This is a genomic window from Alterluteimonas muca, from assembly GCF_021191595.1.
Classification (GTDB): Bacteria; Pseudomonadota; Gammaproteobacteria; order Xanthomonadales; family Xanthomonadaceae; genus Luteimonas; species Luteimonas muca.
In genome coordinates this window covers 41,767-60,821 of record NZ_JAIWPS010000012.1, presented here as the reverse complement: position 1 = coordinate 60,821, position 19,055 = coordinate 41,767, and the positions used below count along the sequence as shown (strand labels likewise).

General features: G+C 68.0%; 14 protein-coding genes and 1 tRNA gene. 5 read left to right on the top strand and 10 right to left on the bottom strand.

Annotated features, from left to right (window positions below; translation table 11 throughout):
* Positions 1-2: 2 nt before the first annotated feature.
* Complete coding sequence (locus tag LDO11_RS13305) at positions 3-287, bottom strand: hypothetical protein (protein ID WP_232141966.1); 285 nt, start codon at positions 285-287, stop codon at positions 3-5.
* Between the two features lie 92 nt (positions 288-379).
* Here LDO11_RS13305 and LDO11_RS13300 point away from each other — a divergent pair, with 92 nt between their 5' ends.
* Positions 380-703, top strand: a complete 324-nt coding sequence (locus LDO11_RS13300) for a Rieske (2Fe-2S) protein (protein ID WP_232141965.1) — start codon at positions 380-382, stop codon at positions 701-703.
* Positions 704-718: 15 nt separating this feature from the next.
* Here LDO11_RS13300 and LDO11_RS13295 read toward each other — a convergent pair whose 3' ends face one another.
* The 4 genes from LDO11_RS13295 to thiS all read right to left on the bottom strand — a co-directional run bounded on the left by LDO11_RS13295 (position 719) and on the right by thiS (position 4,428).
* Positions 719-2,557, bottom strand: coding sequence for an SLC13 family permease (locus LDO11_RS13295; protein WP_232141964.1), 1,839 nt, complete (start codon positions 2,555-2,557; stop codon positions 719-721).
* 20 nt (positions 2,558-2,577) lie between these two features.
* Positions 2,578-3,342 carry a tRNA (guanosine(46)-N7)-methyltransferase TrmB gene (gene trmB, locus LDO11_RS13290; RefSeq protein WP_232141963.1) on the bottom strand — a complete coding sequence of 255 codons (765 nt, stop codon included), beginning with the start codon at positions 3,340-3,342 and terminating at the stop codon, positions 2,578-2,580.
* Positions 3,342-4,139 carry a thiazole synthase gene (locus LDO11_RS13285; protein ID WP_232141962.1) on the bottom strand — a complete coding sequence of 266 codons (798 nt, stop codon included), beginning with the start codon at positions 4,137-4,139 and terminating at the stop codon, positions 3,342-3,344. The genes trmB and LDO11_RS13285 overlap by 1 nt, the downstream gene beginning before the upstream one ends.
* An 88-nt stretch (positions 4,140-4,227) precedes the next feature.
* Positions 4,228-4,428: a sulfur carrier protein ThiS gene (gene thiS, locus LDO11_RS13280; protein ID WP_232141961.1), complete on the bottom strand. Its 201-nt coding sequence runs from the start codon at positions 4,426-4,428 to the stop codon at positions 4,228-4,230.
* A gap of 138 nt (positions 4,429-4,566) precedes the next feature.
* Here thiS and LDO11_RS13275 point away from each other — a divergent pair, with 138 nt between their 5' ends.
* On the top strand, positions 4,567-6,384 hold the full coding sequence (locus LDO11_RS13275) for an autotransporter domain-containing protein (RefSeq protein WP_232141960.1): 1,818 nt from the start codon (positions 4,567-4,569) through the stop codon (positions 6,382-6,384).
* Between the two features lie 254 nt (positions 6,385-6,638).
* On the opposite strand, the gene LDO11_RS13270 is transcribed toward LDO11_RS13275, so the two are convergent.
* A tRNA-Gly gene (locus tag LDO11_RS13270) sits at positions 6,639-6,712 on the bottom strand.
* Positions 6,713-6,883: 171 nt separating this feature from the next.
* Between LDO11_RS13270 and LDO11_RS13265 the strand changes: the two genes are divergently transcribed.
* Positions 6,884-8,248 (top strand): NTP/NDP exchange transporter, encoded by a 1,365-nt coding sequence (locus LDO11_RS13265; RefSeq protein ID WP_232141959.1) that lies wholly within the window; start codon positions 6,884-6,886, stop codon positions 8,246-8,248.
* A gap of 11 nt (positions 8,249-8,259) precedes the next feature.
* Here LDO11_RS13265 and LDO11_RS13260 read toward each other — a convergent pair whose 3' ends face one another.
* Together LDO11_RS13260 and LDO11_RS13255 are read right to left on the bottom strand one after the other, a co-directional pair.
* Entirely contained in the window at positions 8,260-8,655 is a 396-nt protein-coding gene (locus LDO11_RS13260; protein ID WP_232141958.1) for a hypothetical protein, read from the bottom strand.
* 121 nt (positions 8,656-8,776) lie between these two features.
* Positions 8,777-11,257 carry an acyl-CoA dehydrogenase gene (locus LDO11_RS13255; RefSeq protein ID WP_232141957.1) on the bottom strand — a complete coding sequence of 827 codons (2,481 nt, stop codon included), beginning with the start codon at positions 11,255-11,257 and terminating at the stop codon, positions 8,777-8,779.
* Between the two features lie 154 nt (positions 11,258-11,411).
* Here LDO11_RS13255 and LDO11_RS13250 point away from each other — a divergent pair, with 154 nt between their 5' ends.
* Positions 11,412-12,023 (top strand): TetR/AcrR family transcriptional regulator, encoded by a 612-nt coding sequence (locus tag LDO11_RS13250; protein WP_129135256.1) that lies wholly within the window; start codon positions 11,412-11,414, stop codon positions 12,021-12,023.
* A gap of 130 nt (positions 12,024-12,153) precedes the next feature.
* The gene (locus LDO11_RS13245) at positions 12,154-13,953 is read left to right on the top strand and encodes a phosphoenolpyruvate carboxykinase (GTP) (protein ID WP_232141956.1); all 1,800 of its coding nucleotides are present in this window, start codon (positions 12,154-12,156) and stop codon (positions 13,951-13,953) included.
* A 43-nt stretch (positions 13,954-13,996) separates the two neighbouring features.
* Here LDO11_RS13245 and LDO11_RS13240 read toward each other — a convergent pair whose 3' ends face one another.
* Together LDO11_RS13240 and LDO11_RS13235 are read right to left on the bottom strand one after the other, a co-directional pair.
* Complete coding sequence (locus tag LDO11_RS13240) at positions 13,997-15,583, bottom strand: tetratricopeptide repeat-containing sulfotransferase family protein (protein ID WP_232141955.1); 1,587 nt, start codon at positions 15,581-15,583, stop codon at positions 13,997-13,999.
* A 179-nt stretch (positions 15,584-15,762) separates the two neighbouring features.
* The gene (locus LDO11_RS13235; RefSeq protein ID WP_232141954.1) at positions 15,763-18,807 is read right to left on the bottom strand and encodes a TonB-dependent receptor plug domain-containing protein; all 3,045 of its coding nucleotides are present in this window, start codon (positions 18,805-18,807) and stop codon (positions 15,763-15,765) included.
* Positions 18,808-19,055 lie beyond the last annotated feature (248 nt).

The following is a 19,055-nucleotide window of genomic DNA, read 5'->3' as shown; positions in this document are numbered from 1 at the left end:
CCTCAGCGCAGCAGCGGCTTGTCGACGATGCGGAACTCGGCATCGAGCACGTCGGCCGGCGCCACCGGGCGGGCGCGCTGGCGCAATGCGCGCGACACCAGGCCCACAGCCAGCATGCCGGCGCCGATCACCACGCCGAACACCAGCAGTACCGCCAACAGGGCAAGGCCCACGAGGCCGATGCCGATGCGCAGCAACGGGTGCCGCGGTTTGCGGGGCGCGAACAGCGCGTCGAACATCGACGAATGCATGCGCAGGCGGAGGGTATGCAGGGTGCTGGAGAACATCGGTCGTGTGACAATGTGAAGACTGTGTGTTGGACAGTATCCGACGCCACAGGTTCCTGGAAGTAAGCAGTTCGTTAAAACGGAGTTCGCACATGTCGTTGATCGCCCTGTCCGCCATCCCCGATGCGGGCTTCGCCGATGTCGAGGCAGTCGTCGACGGCGTGGCGGAATCGCTGATCGTGCATCGCGATGGCGACGACGTGCGCGCCTGGCTCAACATCTGCCCGCATGCAGGGCGGCGGCTGGACTGGGCGCCCGGCCAGTTCCTGAAGTCGAAGGATGGCCTGCTGATCTGCGCGGCCCACGGCGCGAGCTTCGAAACGGCTGCCGGCATGTGCGTGGCCGGACCGTGCCGTGGCCAGAGCCTGCGGGCGGTGCCGGTGGAGGTGCGCGACGGCGAGGTCGTCCTGGCCTGAGCCGTCGGGCGGCGGTCAGAAGAACAGGTTGACCATCAGCACGATGACCATCGAATAGGCCATCGACAGCGGCAGGCCCGCGCGCCACAGGTCGCCGGCGGTGTAGCCCGCCGGGCCGGTCATCATCGAGATGACCGGGTTGGACTGGGTCATGAAGTTGTTGGAGGCCGACAGCGCCACGATCAGCGCGAACGCAGTCGGGTCGGCGCCCGCCGCGAGCGCCAGGTTGATCGCCAGCGGCACCACGACAATCGTCGCGCCGACATGGCTGATCACCAGCGAGAACGCGGTGGTCAGCAGCGCGACCGCGATCTCCAGCACCCAAACCGGCAGCCCGGTCGGCAACTGGTCGATGGTGTTTCCGGCCACCCAGGCCGCGGCGCCGCTGGAGTCCATCGCCCAGCCCAGCGGGATCAGGCAGGCCATCAGGAACACGGTCTTCCAGTTGATCGCGCTGTAAGCCTCGTCCATCTTCAGCACGCCGCAGACCAGCATGCCGGCCACGCCGGTCATCAGCGCGATCGAGGTGGGGATGCGCGACGACAGCGCGATCAGCATCGTCACCGCGAAGATCGCCATCGCGATCTTGAACTTGTGCGGGCGCTGCTCCCCCTTGGGGTAGTCGGTGACGACCACGAAGTCGCGGCCCTTGGCGTTGTCGGCCAGTGCATGCCAGAAGCTGTGCAGCACCAGCATGTCGCCGGCGCGCAGGGTCAGGTTGCGCACGTCGTCGGTGATGACCTCCTTGTCGCGGTTGACCGCCAGCAGGCGCAGGCCGAGCTGGCGGCGCAGCTGCAGTTCGTTGGCGGTCTTGCCGATGTAGCTCGACGTGGGCGGCACCACCGCTTCGGAGATGCCGGCGCGCGCCGGGTTGAACAGGTCACCGAAGTTGCGCAGCCGGGCGCTCATGCGCAGGAACTGGTTCTGGGCGAAATCGGCCACGTGCTGGCGCGGGCCCATCACCCCGATCACGCTGCCCACCCAGATGCGGCTGTCGGCGGCGGGGGCGAGCCTGGCTTCGCCATCGGCCTTGAGGGCCAGCATCACCGGCGCGTTGTGCAGTGCCTCGGCCTCGCCGAAGGTCATGCCCACCAGCGGGCTGTCGGCGGTGACGGTCAGTTCGAACACGTCGCCTTCGATGCCGTAGGTCCGGGCGAAGTAGCTCTGCGTGCGGCCCGGCGTCACGCTGGTGTCGGGCCCTTCGCGCAGCAGCTTCTCGCCGAAGAAGTGGAAGTAGCCCAGCCCCAGCGCAAGCAGTGCCAGGCCGATCGGCAGCGGCGCGAACATGTTCAGCGGCACCAGCGTCGCCACGCCCGACGGCAGGTTGGCATTGGCGGCCACCAGCAGGTCGTTGAGCAGGATCAGCGGCGAGTTGCCGACCATCGTCAGCGAGCCGCCCATCACGATCGCCGCGCCCACCGGCATCAGCATCCGCGACAGCGGCAGGCCGGTGCGCGACGACAGCCGCGACAGCACCGGCAGGTACAGCGCCATCACCGACGGGTTCTGCATGAACGACGAATTGACGCCGGCAACCGCCGAGGTCAGCAGCAGCAGCCGGCGCTCGACGCCATGCGCACGCCGCAGCAGCCACCCGGCGAGGCGGTTGAGCGCACCGGTGCGCTCCAGCCCCATGCCCAGGATCATCGTGGCGATGATGCTGATCACCGCGTTCGACGAGAAGCCGTTGAACACGTCCTCCGGCGCGACCTGCCCGGTCAGCCCGAGCAGCACCAGGATCACCAGCGCGACGAGGTCGGCACGTACCCGCTGGAACACGAACAGGACCATCGTCAGGCTCACCAGGCCGAGGACGATCTTCATGTCGGTGGTGAGCGAGAGTGCGGTGTCCATGCCCGGGTGGAGTCAGAACCTCAGCAACGGTCGTAGAGCAGGTCCCAGACCCCGTGCCCGAGTCGTTGGCCACGGGTCTCGAAATGCGTCTGCGGGCGCCAGTCGGGACGCGGTACGTGCCCGCGCGTGCCGGCGCGGTTGCGCAGTCCGGCGGTGGCATCGAGCACGTCCCACATCTGCTCGGCATAGTCCTGCCAATCGGTCGCAAGGTGCAAGCGACCATCCGGCGCAAGCTTGCGCACCAGCAGCGCGGCGAATTGCGGCTGCACCAGGCGGCGCTTGTTGTGGCGCTTCTTGTGCCAGGGATCGGGGAAGTAGATGCGGACTTCGTCGAGCGATGCGTCGGCGATCTCGTGCTCCAGCACTTCCACCGCGTCGTGGTGGTAGAGGCGCACGTGGTCGCTGCCGTCGTCACCGAGTGCGTTGAGCAGCCGGCCGACGCCGGGGGCATGCACTTCGATGCCGATGTAGTCGCGGGTCGGGTCCTGGCGTGCCGCGAAGCGCAATGCCTCGCCGTTGCCGAAGCCGATCTCCAGCACGCGACGCGCACTGCGGCCAAACACCGCGTCGAAGTCCCGCGGCTGGCCGCCACGGTCGGCAGGTGCGTAGTCGAGGCCGAAGCGCGGCCACAATGCATCGAACGCACGCTGCTGTGCCTCGGTGAAGCGGCCCTGGCGCAGCACGAAGCTGCGTACCGCGCGGTGGCCCGGCGTCAGCGTGAAGGGCTTTTTCGCCAGCCGCTCGTTGCCGGCGTCACCGGCACCGTTGCCGTCCTGCTGGTCCATCAACCGATCAGTCCATCGACCGGCGACGAGGCACTGGCATAACGCTTGCGCGGGATGCGCCCGGCGAGGAACGCGTCGCGGCCCGCCTGCACGGCAAGCCTCATCGCCCGCGCCATGCGTACCGGATCCTTTGCGCCGGCAATCGCGGTGTTCATCAGCACGCCGTCACAGCCGAGCTCCATCGCAATCGCCGCGTCCGAGGCGGTACCGACGCCGGCGTCGACGATGATCGGCACCTTCGCGTTCTCGACGATCTCGAGCAGGTTGTAGCGGTTCTGGATGCCGAGCCCGGAGCCGATCGGTGCGGCGAGTGGCATTACCGCCACGCAGCCGATCTCCTCGAGGCGCTTGGCGAGGATCGGGTCGTCACTGGTGTAGACCATGACCTCGAAGCCGTCGGCGACCAGCTGTTCGGCGGCCCTGAGCGTCTGCACCACGTCGGGAAACAGGGTCCTGCGGTCGCCCAGCACCTCGAGCTTGGTGAGGTTGTGGCCGTCGAGCAGCTCGCGCGCCAGCCTGCAGGTGCGCACGGCTTCCTCGGCGCTGTAGCAGCCGGCGGTGTTGGGCAGCAGGGTGTAGCGGTCCGGCGGCAGCACGTCGAGCAGGTTCGGCTCGTCCGGGTTCTGCCCGATATTCGTGCGGCGGATCGCCACGGTCACGATCTCGGCCCCGGCGGCCTCGGTGGCGGCGCGGGTCTGGTCGAGGTCGGCGAACTTGCCGGTGCCGGTGAGCAGGCGCGAGCGGTAGGCCTTGCCGGCGATGACAAGCCTGTCTTCGGAGGGGAGGAGTGAGGTCATCGCGGGATTATCGCGCAGATGGATGTGATCGGCCTGAAGCCTTTCCATCCCGCGTCAGCAGTGCCGACATGTCGGCCGCGCCGGGAACTCAGCCTCCGCCCAGCGCGTGCACGATCTCGACGCGGTCGCCATCTGCAAGCGTGTGTCCGTTGTGGCGCCCGCGCGGCACGATCTCGCCGTTCACCTCCACGGCGACCCGACGCCCGGCAAGGCCGCGCGCCACCAGCAGCTCGGCAATGCTCTGCGCCGCGTCGAGGTCCAGGCGCTCACCATTGAGGATGATATGCATGCCGGCATTGTCGCCCTTTCGCCGCGGCCCTGCATCCGCATGACGCAGTGCGGCTTGTGTCGTGCCGGGCCCGCATGGAACATGCGCCACCGTCCGCCGGCGTACGCTGCCGGCGACCCCACCTGTTCCGGAGGATGCATGCGTCCGCTTGCCCGTACCGTTCTTGCCGCCGCGCTGGCCGCGGCCGCCCTGCCTGCCGTGGCCCAGCAGGGCCAGTTCTCGCGCACCGTGTTCTTCGGCGACAGCCTCAGCGATGCCGGTTATTACCGGCCGGTACTGATCCAGTCGATCGGCCCCTCCGGCGGCCTGGTCGGGCAGTCGACCACCAACCCGGGCTTCGTCTGGGCGCAGCACCTGGCCGAGCATTACGGCACCAATGGCGCGGCCAACGGCAATGGCCAGACCGGTGACAACTACGCGGTGAGCGGTGCGCGCGTGGCGGTGGATACGGTCGGCGCTCTGGGCCCGACGCCGTCCACGGCCACCCAGGTGCAGCGCCACCTCGCCGGTGGGCGTGCCGATCCCGATGCGCTCTACACCCTGTGGACCGGCGCCAACGATGTGTTCGCGATTGCCGCAGGTGCTCCCGCGGAAGCCACACTGGGCGGCGCGGTCACCGCGCAGGTCGGCCTGGTCGGCACGCTGCAGGCCGCCGGGGCGCGCTACATCATGGTGCCGACGCTGCCCGACATGGGGCAGACCCCGGCCGCGCGGGCGCAGGGCGCGGTGGCACAGGGCCAGCTGACCGCGCTCGCCACCGCCTACAACGGCGCGCTCTACAGCGGCATCAACAGTGCCGGCCTGCGGGTGATCCCGCTCAACACCTTCGGCTTCCTGCAGGAAGTGATCGCGAACCCCGGTGAATTCGGCTTCCGCAACGTGACCGCGCCGGCCTGTACGGTCGCGCAGTCGATCACCTGCAACCCGGGCACGCTGGTGGCCGCGGACGCGGCCAGTGCCTATCTGTTCGCCGATGGCGTCCACCCGACCACCGGTGGGCACCGCGCGCTGGCGGACTTCGCCATCTCGGTGCTGGAAGCGCCGGCGCAGATCGCGGTGCTGCCGCAGTCGGCCGCGGTGGTCGGGCGTGCGCGCGCCGAGCGCGTGGCCTGGCACGTCGACGGCACGCCGGGCGCCGAGGGCAGCGGGGTGTGGTTCGACCTGCGCGGCGACTACCAGCGCTATGGCGACGGCGACCACTACGACGGCTTCGCACCGGCGCTCACGGTCGGCTTCGACTGGACCCGCGGCAACACCGTGTTCGGCGTGTTCGGCGGCTACGGCGTGACGAAGCAGGACTGGGGCCTGCGCCGCGGCGACTTCCGCCACCGCGACGCCACCATCGGCGGCTTCGCCGGCTGGTACGGCGACAACGGCGCCTGGGTCAACGGCCAGCTGAGCTGGTCGAGCATCGACATCGATACCCATCGTCGCGTGCAGCTGGGCCAGGCCGTGCGCTGGCACGAAGGCTCCGCCGACGGCGAGAACCTCACCGCCGCCGTGCATGCGGGCTGGAACTTCGCCGCCGGCAACCTGCGCCATGGCCCGGTGGTCGGACTGGTGTCGCAGCGGATCGATGTGGACGGCTTCGACGAAAGTGACCCCTCGCGTTCCACCGCGCTGGGCTATCCCGACCAGAGCTTCGACTCGATGGTCGGCAGCGTCGGCTGGCAGGTCGCCTTCACCGAAGGCATGTTGCGTCCGTACGCCCGCGCCACCTGGGACCGCGAGTTTGAGGACGCGCCGGAAGAGGCGTTCGCGCGCGTGCTGTCGCTGCCGGCCACCAGCGAATTCGCGGTGCCGGGCCTGCGCTACGACGACAGCTATGCCACCGTCACCCTGGGCGCGCGCGCCGGCCTGTACGGCATGGAGGCGAACTTCGGCCTCAGCACCACGCTGTCGCACGCCGACAGCGGCAACTCGACGGTGTTCGTGAGCCTCAACCGCGCGTTCTGACCTGGAGTCGCGTTGCCCTCACCCCAACCCCTCTCCCGCACGCGGGAGAGGGGCTCGAGAAGTGCACAGCCGTCGCTCCTCTGGCGCGCGCAGGAGAGAGTCTCCAGAGGTGCACAGCCGTCGTTCCTCTTCGCGCACGTGAGAGGGTTCCCGCAGTGCACCGCCGTCGCTGTCCCTCTCCCGTGTGCGGGAGAGGGTGCCCCGGAGGGGCGGGTGAGGGCGGAAGGCGGAGAAGATCTCGACGCCGGGGAAAGTGGAGCGGGTGATGGGAATCGAACCCACGCTATCAGCTTGGGAAGCTGAAGTTCTACCATTGAACTACACCCGCGTGCGCTGAAGTCTAGGCGCGGGCGCCGCCGCTGGCAATCCGTTCGCGCGCGGTCCACAGGCTTCCGCGGAGACCGATCCGCACGGCCTGCCGCCCCGCACCCGGGCAGTGATTGCCCTCCCGGGCGCCAGCGCCGATCATTCCGCCGACGTTTTCCCTGCGCAGCCGGCGATGCCTCGTTCCGTTCCGACATCGCGTTCCGCGCGTTTCCGCAATGCCCTGGCCGCCTCCCCGGCGCTGTGGTGGGCGTTGCTCTACTTCTTCTGCCTGCTGTGCGGCTATTACGTGCTGCGCCCGGTGCGTGATGCGATGGGCGCATCGGCCGACGCGTCCGCGGTGTTTCCGCAATGGCTGCTGGCGGCCGGCGAGCGTGCCGGCTTCGCGCTGGGCGACTACACCCTGCAACTGCTGTTCACCGGCACCTTCGTGGCGATGCTGCTGCTGCAGCCCGTGTACGGCGCGTTGGTGGCACGGTTTCCGCGCCGCGTGTTCCTGCCGGTGGTCTATCTTGGTTTTATCGCCTGCCTGGGCGGGTTCTGGTGGGCGTTCCATGCCGGCATTCCGGGGCGCGGCGCGGTGTTCTTCGTCTTCATCGCGGTGTTCAACCTGTTCGCGGTGACGGTGTTCTGGAGTTTCATGGCCGACGTGTTCGACAACGAACACGCCAAGCAGGTGTACGGCTACATCGGCGCCGGCGGCACCATCGGCGCGCTGTCCGGCCCCGCGATCACCCGGCTGCTGGTGGAGCAGGTGGGCGTGGCCAACCTGCTGCTGGTGTCGATGGCGCTGCTGTCGGTCTGCCTGCTGTGCATCGTGCAGCTGCGGCCGTGGGCGGTCGCCCGCGAGCGCGCGCACCGCGAGGCCAGCGGCGAACGCGCGATCGGCGGCTCGATCTGGGCCGGCCTGCGGCTGGTGGCGCAGGATCCGCTGCTGCGCGCCCTGGCGCTGCTGATGTTCTTCGGCGTCGGCGTCGGCACGCTGCTCTACAACGAGCAGGCGGCGATCGTGCGCGAGTTCTATCCCAGCGCCGAAGCCGCCACCCGTTATTACTCGACGCTGGACTGGGCTGTGAACGGGTTGACCATCGTGATCCAGCTGCTGCTGACGCGCTGGCTGCTGCGCCGCTACGGCGTGGCGCCGCTGCTGTTGCTGCCGGCACTGGCGATCCTGGCCGGTTTCGCCCTGCTGTCGGCCTCGCCGCTGCCGCTGCTGGTCGCGGTGGTGCAGGTGACCACGCGCGCCAGCGAGTTCTCGCTGGCCAAGCCGGCGCGCGAGACGCTGTACACCCGCATGGACCGCGAGGCCCGCTACAAGGCCAAATCGGTGATCGACACGGCGGTCTATCGCACCGGTGATTTCAGCTTCGTGTGGCTGCACAAGTTCCTTGCCGGCTTCGGTTCCAGCGTGGTGTTCGCAACCGGCGTGGTGGTCGCCGCCGGCATGGCGTTCGGCGCGTGGCGGGTGGTGCGCGAGCAACGTGGCCTGCCGGAGAACTCGCCGGGCGATGCCGCCATCGCGCAGCCGGCGCGGCCCTGATCGACGTCGGCTCAGGCCGCCGGCGTCACCAGCCACAGCGGCAGCGCGAACAGCACCGCACCGAGCACGAACACCGCCGTCAGCACGTGCACGGCCGGGTGTCGCAGGCCGCGCAGGAACACGAACTGCTCGATCGTGCGGCCGACCCAGAACAGCACCATCACCACCAGCAACGCGCGGCCCAGCGGGGTGGTGGCCAGCGCCTCCGGGTAGAGCAGGCACAGGGCGGCGACCGCGAAGAACACGAACGTCAGTCGCAGGTTGAGGATCTGCACGATCGCGCGGTTGGGGCGGTCCAGCGTCGCCAGCGCACGTTTCCAGTCGAACAGCCGCCAGAAGCACAGATGGAATACGCCGAGGGCCGCGCTGTGCAGCGCGCAGAGAAACAGCAGGAAGTGTGTGCTCACGTCATCGGCATCACAGGAGTCCGCATGCGATCGCGTCACGCACTGGATCGGCCATCGGACCCTGAAAAGACAACGCCCGGCATGGAGCCGGACGTTGTGCGGTCAAGACGCAGGTCAGCCCTCAGGCCACCGCGCGGGCAGGCTGCGAGCCCGGCTCGTCGCGATCGTAGTGGGTGGCCGCGCGCAATTCGTGTACGTCGAAGTCGTCCACGGTGATCGCATCGAGCGTGATCGCGCGCAGTTCCGCCAGCAGGTTGCGCTCGTCGGCGGTCAGCACGCCTTCGCGCAACGCCTCGTCGAGTTGCGCATCGTAGTCCAGCGCCTGGATGCCCTTGCCCTTTAGCGCCTTGAGGAACTTGCGCTCCACCGGCTCGGCCGCCACGGCCTTGGCCAGGTAGCTGGCGATGCGGCCACCGGGGTTGTTCTCGCACGGGGTCAGGAACACGCCCTGGGCAAGACGCTCGCGGGCTTCGTTGACATTCATCAGCAGCGAGGCCACGCGATGGCCCAGGCGATCGCCAGGCGCTTCCGCACGACGGCCGAGCGGGAAGATCAGCGCCCACATCAGCCAGCCGATCGGCCGGATCGGGAAGTTGCGCAGCGCCGCCGACAGTGCGGTTTCGATCTGATGCACGCTGTCATGGAACGCCCACGCCAGCAGCGGCTTGTCGCCTTCCGGCGCGCCGTCGTCGTGGTAGCGCTTGAGGATGGCGCTGGTCATGTAGATGTGGCTGAGCACATCGCCCAGGCGACCCGACAGCGATTCCTTGAACTTCAGCTTGCCGCCCAGCGTGAGCATCGACACGTCCGCCATCAGTGCCAGGTTGGCCGAATAGCGGTCGAGCTTGCGGAAGTAGCGGCGGGTGTAGTCGTCACCCGGGACCGCGCCGAACTTCGCCCCGGTGATGCCGAACCACAGCGAGCGCACCGCGTTGGAGATGCCGTAGCGGATATGCCCGAACAGGTTGCGGTCGAAATCCTCGAGCCCCTGGCGGTGGTCGGGGTTCTGCGCCGCCTGCATTTCCTTCATCACCCACGGATGGCAGAGGATCGCACCCTGGCCGAAGATCAGCAGGCTGCGGGTCATGATGTTGGCGCCTTCCACGGTCACCCCGATCGGCGCGGCCTGCCAGGAACGGCCGGCGAAGTTGCGCGGACCGAGGATGATGCCCTTGCCGCCCAGCACGTCCATGACGTCGCTGATGACCTCGCGGCCCATCGAGGTGCAGTGGTACTTGGCGATCGCCGACGGCACCGAAGGCACGTCGCCACGGTCGACCGCCGCGGCGGTCGCCTGCGACAGCGCGCTGATCGCGTAGGCCTTGCCGCCGATGCGTGCCAGCGCTTCCTCCACGCCCTCGAAGCGGCCGATCGACAGGCCGAACTGCTTGCGGATGCGCGCATAGGCGCCGGTCACCACCGCACCGGCCTTGGCACCGCCGCTGGCGGTGGAGGGCAGGGTGATCGAGCGGCCGATCGCCAGACACTCGTTGAGCATGTTCCAGCCCTTGCCGGCCATGTCGGCGCCGCCGACCAGCTGGCTGAGCGGGATGAAGACGTCGGTTCCGCGGATCGGCCCGTTCTGGAACGGCGAGTTCAACGGGAAGTGTCGGCGGCCGATCTCGACGCCGGGCGTCTCGCGCGGCAGCAGCGCCAAGGTGATGCCGATGTCCTCGACGTCGCCCAGCAGCGCGTCGGGGTCGTACATGCGAAACGCCAGACCGATCAGCGTCGCCACCGGCGCCAGCGTGATGTAGCGCTTGTCGAAGGTCAGGCGCACGCCCAGCACCTGCGCACCATTCCACTCGCCCTTGCAGACGATGCCGTAGTCGGGGATCGAGGTCGCATCCGAGCCCGCGAACGGGCCGGTCAATCCGAAGCAGGGCACTTCGCGGCCATCGGCCAGGCGCGGCAGGTACTGTTCCTTCTGCTCCGGGGTGCCGTAATGCACCAGCAGCTCACCCGGACCCAGCGAGTTCGGCACGCCGACGGTGGAGCTCACCACGCTGGAGATCGACGACAGCTTCTGGATCACCTTGTGGTGCGCCAGTGCGCTGAAGCCGAGACCGCCGTATTCCTTCGGAATGATCATGCCGAAGAAGCGGTTCTTCTTGATGTAGTCCCACAACTCCGGCTGCAGGTCGGCGTGGATGTGGGTGATCTCCCAGTCGTTCACCATCCGGCACAGTTCCTCGACCGGGCCATCCAGGAATGCCTGCTCTTCCGCGGTGAGCTGCGGCTTCGGGTAATCCAGCAGCATCTGCCAGTCGGGATCACCGGTGAACAGCTCACCCTCGAAGCCGACCGAGCCGGTTTCCAGCGCGATGCGCTCGGTCTGCGACAGTGGCGGCAGCACCTTGCGGAAGAACGACAGCAGCGGCGTGGTGACCAGCGCCTTGCGCAGCGGCGCGATCAGCAGCGGAATGGCGATCAGGCCGAGCAGCACGAACGCGACGATGGTGGCGGTCGCACTGGCGCCCAGCAGCCAGCAGGCGATCAGCGCGGTGGCGGCCATCGCCACCCACACCGGCAGGCGCATGCGGTGGTAGGCCGCGAACATGCCCGTCAGCAGCAGGGCGAGAAACGGAACGACGACGCTCATGGAAGGCTCCGGGGCAGGCTTGAAGGAAGGGGGTCGGAAGTCCCGACATCACCATACGCTTTAGTATGGTGCTGCGGCGTGCGAAGTCAATCCCGCCCCGCATCGCCCGCAACGATACGCATGCGGCTGCATCCGTACGGTAAACTCCCCGCCCATGAAAACTCCGAACGCGGCGAAGTCCGCCGATACGCCGCGCACCGCGGAGCGCCCCGGACGCCTGAGCGCCGATGACTGGGCACAGGCCGCCCTCGACCTGATCGCCGAGCAGGGCGTGGCCGCGGTGGCGGTCGAATCGCTTGCGCGGCGCCTGGGCGTCACCAAGGGCAGCTTCTACTGGCATTTCCCGTCGCGCGATGCGCTGCTGCAGGCCGCGCTCGAGCGCTGGGAAAGCGTCGAGCAGGAAGCGGTGTTCGGCGAGCTGGAAAAGATCTCCGACCCGCGCGACCGCCTGCGCGCGCTGATCGAGATGGTCGCCCACGAGATCAAGCTGCACGTCGTCTACAGCGCGTTGCTGCAGGCGCTCGACCATCCGATCGTGAAGCCGGTGATCGGCCGCGTGTCGGAGCGCCGGCTCGAGCACCTAGCACGTTCCTATCGCGAGGTCGGCTTCGGAGTCGACGATGCGCGTCATCGCGCACGCCTCGCCTACACGGCATATGTCGGGTTCCTGCAGCTGTCGATCCAGCTGCCGCAGTCTCGGCTCGACCACGAGCAGTTCGATGCCTACATCGCACACGTGATGGCGACGCTGATTCCGCCACGCTGAAAACCGCGGGAAAACCCGCCTGTTTCGGCGGGTTTCCGTTTCATGACGCAGGTGCAGCAGATCCACCGCGCCATGTCCCCTAAAATGTCCTGCTGGACTGACATGGCGCGTGGCGCCAGGAGCACGCATTTTGAACGCCGCCCGACCCCTTCCCCCTTCCAACACCGAATCCGGGACGTCGCTTGCGGCGCTGCGGGCCTGGGTCGACGATGTCGCCCGCCTGACCCGGCCGGACCGCATCCACTGGTGTGACGGCAGCGATGCGGAGAACCGTGCCCTGCTCGCGTCCATGGAAGCCGATGGCACGCTGATCGCGCTGAACCCGGACACGCATCCCAACTGCTGGCTGCACCGCTCCGATCCTGACGACGTCGCCCGCGTCGAGCACCTGACCTTCGTGTGCACGCGCGAGCGCGACGATGCCGGTCCGAACAACCACTGGATGGACCCGGCCGAAGCGAACACGAAGATCGACGCGCTGTTCGATGGCTGCATGCAGGGGCGCACGATGTACGTGATCCCGTACTGCATGGGCCCGATCGACTCGCCGCTGGCGCGTTGCGGCGTGGAGATCACCGACTCGCCGTACGTGGTGGCCAACATGCGCATCATGACCCGCATGGGCGCGGACGCGCTGCGCCGCATCGAGCGTGAAGGCAGCGGCGCCGGCGAGGGCGCGAATACCTTCGTGCGCGGCCTGCACTCGCTGGGCGAGCTTGACCCGAACCGCCGTTTCATCATGCATTTCCCCGAGGAGCTGGTGATCAAGTCGTACGGCTCCGGCTACGGCGGCAACGCGCTGCTGGGCAAGAAGTGCCATGCGCTGCGGCTGGCCTCGTGGCAGGCGCGCCAGGAAGGCTGGCTGGCCGAGCACATGTTGATCGTCGGCATCGAGAACCCGCAGGGCGAGACGCACTACGTCGCGGCCGCGTTCCCGAGTGCCTGCGGCAAGACCAACCTGGCCATGCTGATCCCGCCGGAGTCCTACCGCGAGCAGGGCTGGAAGGTGTGGACGGTCGGCGACGACATCTGCTGGATGCACCCCGGCGAGGACGGCCGGCTGTGGGCGATCAACCCGGAGGCCGGGTTCTTCGGCGTCGCTCCGGGCACCTCCGAAAAGTCCAACCCCAACGCGCTGCACACCATCGGGCGCGACACCATCTTCACCAACGTCGCCACCACCGACGACGGCCAGCCCTGGTGGGAAGGCCTGGACAAGCGCGTGCCGGCGAAGGACTGGCAGGGGCGCGACTTCGATCCCGCCCGCGGCCCCGCCGCCCACCCGAACTCGCGCTTCACCGTGAGCGCCAAGCAGTGCCCGACCTTCTCGGCGCATGCCGAGGATCCGCAGGGCGTGCCGATCAGCGCGATCGTGTTCGGAGGCCGCCGCTCGAACCTGGTGCCGCTGGTGTTCGAGGCGCGCGACTGGGCGCACGGCGTGCTCGTCGGCGCGGCGATGGGGTCGGAAACCACCGCGGCCGCCACCGGCGCCGTGGGCGTGATGCGCCGCGATCCGATGGCGATGAAGCCCTTCTGCGGCTACGGCTTCGCCGACTATTTCGCGCACTGGCTGTCCTTCGACCGTCCCGGGGCGAAGCTGCCGAAGGTCTTCCACGTCAACTGGTTCCGCAAGGATGCCGATGGCCGCTTCATGTGGCCCGGCTTCGGCGACAACCTGCGCGTGCTGGAGTGGATCATCGGGCGCGTCAGCGGGGAGGCCGCGGCAACGGAGTCGCGCATCGGCCACCTGCCGACGTTCGAGGCGATCCGCCGCGATGGCCTCGACATCGAGGACGGCACCATGCGCGAACTGCTGCGCGTGGACGAGCCTGGCTGGCAGGCGGAGGCCGTCGAAGTGGCCGCCTACCTCGACGAGCTCGGCGTTCCCGCGGAGTCGCCGCTGCGCGCCAGCCTCGGCGCCATGGCCTGAGGCACCGGCTCCCGGCGACCGCGAGGGCCGCCGGGAGCCTCCATCAGTCGCAGTCGATGCCGGCCTCTTCGAGCATCGACCTGAGCGGGGCGAGCTGCGCCTCGTAGCGCTTCCAGCGCGCCAGTGCGCTGGTGTACATGCCGGACCTGACCTGCACCGCGCTGGCCGTGGTGACCGGCGCGGCATTCTTCTCGAACGCCAGGCAGGCGTCGTCCCATTCCAGCCCGCAGTGCGCGATGAGCGCGCGGCTGCTGGCTTCCTGCGCCGTCACCAGGGTCTCGTAGCGCACTTCGTGGATACGGCCGGGGAACACGGCCTTCCAGTGCGCCATCAGCCGGTCGAACAGGATGTAGTAGTGGCCGATGTCGAGCAGGTCGTACGAATAGTCGAAGTAGGGCGATTCCGGTGCGAACAGCTGGCGGAAGTTGCTCAGGCAGGTGTCCAGCGGATGCCTGCGCACGCACACCAGCGGCGCCTGCGGCAGCGCGCAGGCGATGTAGCCGAGGTAGAGGAAGTTGTGCGGCAGCTTGTCGGTGAAGTACGGCCGTGAGCCAGTGAACGCGCGGGTGCTGGCGACGTAGTCGTCGCCAAGGCGTCTCCAATCGACCCCCGTCACGCTGGCGCGGCGGATGTGCCCCGGATTGAACATCTCGAAGCCGGGGCCGCCCATCGCACGCTTCCACGCGGACGGGAAGTTGTGGAGTTCCCCGGCCGATTGCACCAGGGGGTGGCTGGAGACGATCCGGTCGACCAGCGTCGTGCCCGTGCGTGGCATGCCGACGATGAACACCGGGTCGGTGGCTTCGCTGCCCTCCGTGCCGCGCTCGGGCCAGGGTGCGGGGAAGCCGGACGCCAGCGCGTTGAACAGCTCGGCCTGCCGTGCACGGGAATACCCGAGCAGCGTCCGCGGGGCGCCCTTGCCCGCGACCATGCGATCGAAGGCCGCGTCGTGCTCGCCGATGTCCTCGAGTTCCTTGGCCAGCGCCATGTTGAGGAAGGTGGTGGCGGTGACCCTGCCGGCGGCACCGTCGGCAAGCGTCACCAGACGTTCGATGTGATTGGACTCGCGGGTCTGCCGACGAAGCTGGGACAGCGAGTGATGCGCACGCCAATGGCTCGGATCGCGCGCGATGCAGGCTTCCAGTTCGCGCTCCGCGCCGTCGATGTCGCCGAGGAACGTCAGCGCGGTGCCCAGGTTGAAGCGAAGGCCCGCATCGCCGGGGGCCAGGTGGACTGCGTGGCGGAAGGCGGTGACGGCGCGTGCATAGGCATGGCACTGCACGAGGATCACGCCCAGCGTGTCAAAGCCCCGAGCGTCCCCGGCGGCCAGGAGGCGCTCGGCGGCGCTGGCGGCGTCGAGTGCTGCGTCGTAGCGCTGCGACGCGGCGAAGGCGCGCGCAAGATACAGGTGGAGATCGGGACGTGCAGGCGCGTGCGTGATCGCGCGCGCAAACGCCTCCTGCGCCTCGATGGCAAGTCCCAGTTCGAGTTGGGCGACGCCGCTGATGAAATGGACTTCGGGATCTTCCGATCCCTGCGCGACGAGGCGGGCGGCCTGCGTATGCGCCTGCTCCCATTGCTGCTGCTGGAGGGCGGCGATCGCCCCCTGCTTGAGGACGGTTGGGTCCATGGAAGAGTGGGTCCTGTGGATGTATCGGCGTGACACGCGGTGTGCGTGCCGGCGGCGGCGCGCGCGCTGGACATTATGCGGCATGCGTCCCTTAGTACCCGGCCCTCGCGTTGCCACAAAAAACTACAGCCCCTTTCGGGGCTGTAGCGTGCAACGTGTTACCGGTGAAGTCCCGTGGATCAGAACTTCTGGGTGTAGCGCATGTAGATGAAGCGACCGATGTCATGGCCACCGTAGAACGCGAAGCCCGAGCTCGGCCGGCTGTAGTAGATCGGCGGATCCTTGTCGAGCACGTTGTTCGCGCCGACAGCGATACGCGCGTTCCACGGCGCATTCCAGCTGAACTGCAGGTCGTTGAACGTGACCGAACCGACTTCCGTGTGCGGGACGACCGCGCCCAGGGTGTCCGGAGCCTGGTAGTCCGGCAGCGAGCAGCGGTCGAGGCCGTCGGCACCGAGGCCGGCGCACTCTTCCTTGCTGCCCGAGTTGTAACGCATGCCCCAGGTCACGCCGAAGTCGTTGTAGTTCCAGCTCAGGTTGAGGTTGGAACGCACGCGGAAGGTGCCGCCGAAGCCGTTCGCCTGGCTCGGGACCTCGTCCGGATCGTTCGTCGACTTGGTCTCGTACATGCTGACGTAGGTCGTGGCCCAGCGCGCGCTGAAGCGGCCGTAGTCCGTGGTCAGGGCGTAGTTGACGTCGAGGTCGTAACCTTCGGTTTCGGCATAGCCCGAGTTGCGCACGCCGTACTGCAGGTTGTCGACGATGTAGCCCAGGGCTGCGCTGCGCGAGAACAGGGCGCAACGGGCCTCGATCAGGGCGACGTAGCAGTCTTCCATGATCTCGTTCGGGGTATCCGACACGATGGTGTTGTCGATGCGGATGTTCCACCAGTCAAGACCGACCGACAGACCCTCGACGGCGCTGGGGCTGTACACGAAACCAACGGTCTTCGACTCCGAGAACTCCGGCTGCGTCAGCGGGTTGGCGCCCGAGGTGAACGGGACCGGGGTCTGCTGGCCAGCAGCGGTCGTGGGCACGAAGCCCTGCTGCAGCTGGCGGTAGCCGACCGGGACGTCCTGCAGGCAGCGCGCCGAACCGGCCACCACGCCATACACGGTGTCGCAGGGATCGCGGAAACCGGTGGTGAAGGTGTCGGAGGTGCCGCCGTACAGGTCGCCGATGGTCGGGGCGCGGAAGCCCTCGGCCCAGGTCGCGCGGACCAGCAGGTCGTCCATCGGACGCCACTTCAGGCCGAACTTGTTGTTCGTGGTGTCGCCGAAGGTGTCGAAGTCCGAATAACGGCTGGCGATGCTGAGCGACAGCTCCTTCGCGCCCGCCACGTCGGCCAGCAGCGGGATGTTGAGCTCGGCATAGACTTCGTCCAGCGAGTACGAACCATAGGTCGGACCCGAGGCGAGGTTGGTGGAGTCACCCGACTGCGCGATGGCGTCCGGGGTGAAGCCGCCCTCTTCCTTGCGGTGCTCGACACCCACCGCGAAGCCGAGGTCACCGGCCGGCAGGGTGGCGATCGAACCCGCCAGGTTGGCGAAGTAGTTGTTGGTCTCGGTGCGGCCCAGCGCGTGTTCCTGCTTGTACAGGTACGCCTGCACAGCCGGATCCTCGAGCGAGTTCGCCACCGCACCGGTACCGAAGCCCGCGAAGGGGTTCCACGGCACGCAGCCGGCGATCACGGCACCCGGGGTGCCGCAGACGATCTGGCCCTGGTCGTTCACGAACGACGGACCCACCGCGCGGCGGATGTTCGGGATGTAGAGGTTGCCGTTGTTGATGATCTGCAGGTCGTTCTCGTTGAACATGTACCCGACGTCCCAGTCGAAGTAACGCTCACCGATGTCGAACGAGCCCTGCAGGGCGGCGGTCCAGCGCCAGGTGGTCTGGGTGGTGTCGGTGGTGCGCGGGACTTCCCAGCCACGACGACGCCAGTCGACGTTGTTGGTCTGCGAGAGCGGCAGGCCCGTGTCCGGATCAAGAATGCCGGCAACCGCAGGATCGAACAGGTCGGCGTTGCCGTTGGGATTGAAATAGCTGCCATTGCTGACAAACACACGCTGGCCCGTCACGGGATCGGTGCGGTACACCGCCCCGGCCATCGGCGCGCTCACAGCGGCCGCCTGCGACTGGGTCGGGTAGCCGGCAATTTGGCGATTCGACTCGCGCTTGGTGTAGCTGAGGTCGCTGACGAAGCGCACGTTGTCGGTCACGTCGTAGTTGACGTTGGCGAACAGCGAGCGACGCTCGATCGGGGTCAGGACGTGCATCTGGTCGGATGCGCGGCTGGTGTCTTCGGGGTTCAGCTGCGGATGGAAGTCACCGGCACCGATCGCGTCGCTGCCACGGTTGGGGGCGTTCCACGCGGCCGCCGCACGGCGCGGCATGCCGCGGGCGTCGAGCAGCAGCTCGCCGGCAGCGTTACGCAGGAAGCGATTGGCATTGCGGTTGTAGTTGCCCCACTGGCCAACGACGGTCTGGCTGTACTGCGGGTAGCCGGGGTAGCTGTCGCGCGAGAACCAGCGGTCGCGCGCCCAGACGCCGTCCTCGTTGTGGTACTCGGCACCGATGGTGACCGAGCCGCGGTCGCCGGCCATGCCGACCACGAAGTCGTAGCTCTGCTTCTGGCCGTCGCCCTGGCCGTACTGGCCGAAGTAGGCGTTGACTTCCGCGCCTTCGAAGTTGGTGCGGGTGATGATGTTGATGACGCCGGCCATGGCGTCGGAACCGTAGATCGACGAGGCGCCGTCCTTCAGGACGTCGATGCGCTCGACCATCGAGGCCGGGATCGTCGACACGTCCTGGAAGCCGTCCGGGCTGATGCCCAGGCGCTTGCCGTTGACCAGGACCAGGGTGCGCTGGGCGCCCAGGTTGCGCAGGTCGATGTACTGGCCACCGGCTTCCGCGTTGGCGGTCAGCGGCGAGGTGCGGCTGAACGTCGGCGAGCCCGCGGACGGGATGTTCTGCAGGATGTCGGCAACGCTGTTGAAGCCGCCGGCCTGGATCTCGTCGCGGCTGATCATCGTGACCGGCTGGGCGGTCTCGATGTCGACCTGGCGAATGCGCGAGCCGGTGACCTCGATGCGATCGAGGGTCGTGGCCTGCTGTTCCGAGCTGTCCTGCGCGAACGCGACGCCGGTACCGGCGAGGACGGTCGCACCGGACACGAGCGCGAAGGAAATCGCGTCGCGGAGCTTGGTGGTCTTAAGGGTCATCTCTTCTCTCTCCAAGTGAGTCTTGGGTAATTCCCATGGGAACCCGCCAGTGGTGTCAACCGAGACGCCAAATCCGGCAAGGCCGGGCCCGATACTAGACCCCCTTGGAGAGAAATTAAAGTGTCGTTAACAAATGGGGTGGATTGCGTAACCTCGCCGTGATAGGCGTGTCGAGGAGGGTGCCGCGGGCAGAAACCGCCCAGGCCCGGAACCCGTCCACGGAAGAGGCAACCCGGCCGCAGCCCTTG

Excerpts from the sequence above, each read along its gene's own strand:
- LDO11_RS13235 (WP_232141954.1), bottom strand. The coding sequence starts at position 18,807 with ATGACCCTTAAGACCACCAAGCTCCGCGACGCGATTTCCTTCGCGCTC.
- LDO11_RS13275 (WP_232141960.1), top strand. The coding sequence starts at position 4,567 with ATGCGTCCGCTTGCCCGTACCGTTCTTGCCGCCGCGCTGGCCGCGGCC.
- LDO11_RS13255 (WP_232141957.1), bottom strand. The coding sequence starts at position 11,257 with ATGAGCGTCGTCGTTCCGTTTCTCGCCCTGCTGCTGACGGGCATGTTC.
- LDO11_RS13300 (WP_232141965.1), top strand. The coding sequence starts at position 380 with ATGTCGTTGATCGCCCTGTCCGCCATCCCCGATGCGGGCTTCGCCGAT.
- thiS (WP_232141961.1), bottom strand. The coding sequence starts at position 4,428 with ATGCATATCATCCTCAATGGTGAGCGCCTGGACCTCGACGCGGCGCAG.
- trmB (WP_232141963.1), bottom strand. The coding sequence starts at position 3,342 with ATGGACCAGCAGGACGGCAACGGTGCCGGTGACGCCGGCAACGAGCGG.
- LDO11_RS13305 (WP_232141966.1), bottom strand. The coding sequence starts at position 287 with ATGTTCTCCAGCACCCTGCATACCCTCCGCCTGCGCATGCATTCGTCG.
- LDO11_RS13285 (WP_232141962.1), bottom strand. The coding sequence starts at position 4,139 with ATGACCTCACTCCTCCCCTCCGAAGACAGGCTTGTCATCGCCGGCAAG.
- LDO11_RS13240 (WP_232141955.1), bottom strand. The coding sequence starts at position 15,583 with ATGGACCCAACCGTCCTCAAGCAGGGGGCGATCGCCGCCCTCCAGCAG.
- LDO11_RS13265 (WP_232141959.1), top strand. The coding sequence starts at position 6,884 with ATGCCTCGTTCCGTTCCGACATCGCGTTCCGCGCGTTTCCGCAATGCC.
- LDO11_RS13295 (WP_232141964.1), bottom strand. The coding sequence starts at position 2,557 with ATGGACACCGCACTCTCGCTCACCACCGACATGAAGATCGTCCTCGGC.
- LDO11_RS13250 (WP_129135256.1), top strand. The coding sequence starts at position 11,412 with ATGAAAACTCCGAACGCGGCGAAGTCCGCCGATACGCCGCGCACCGCG.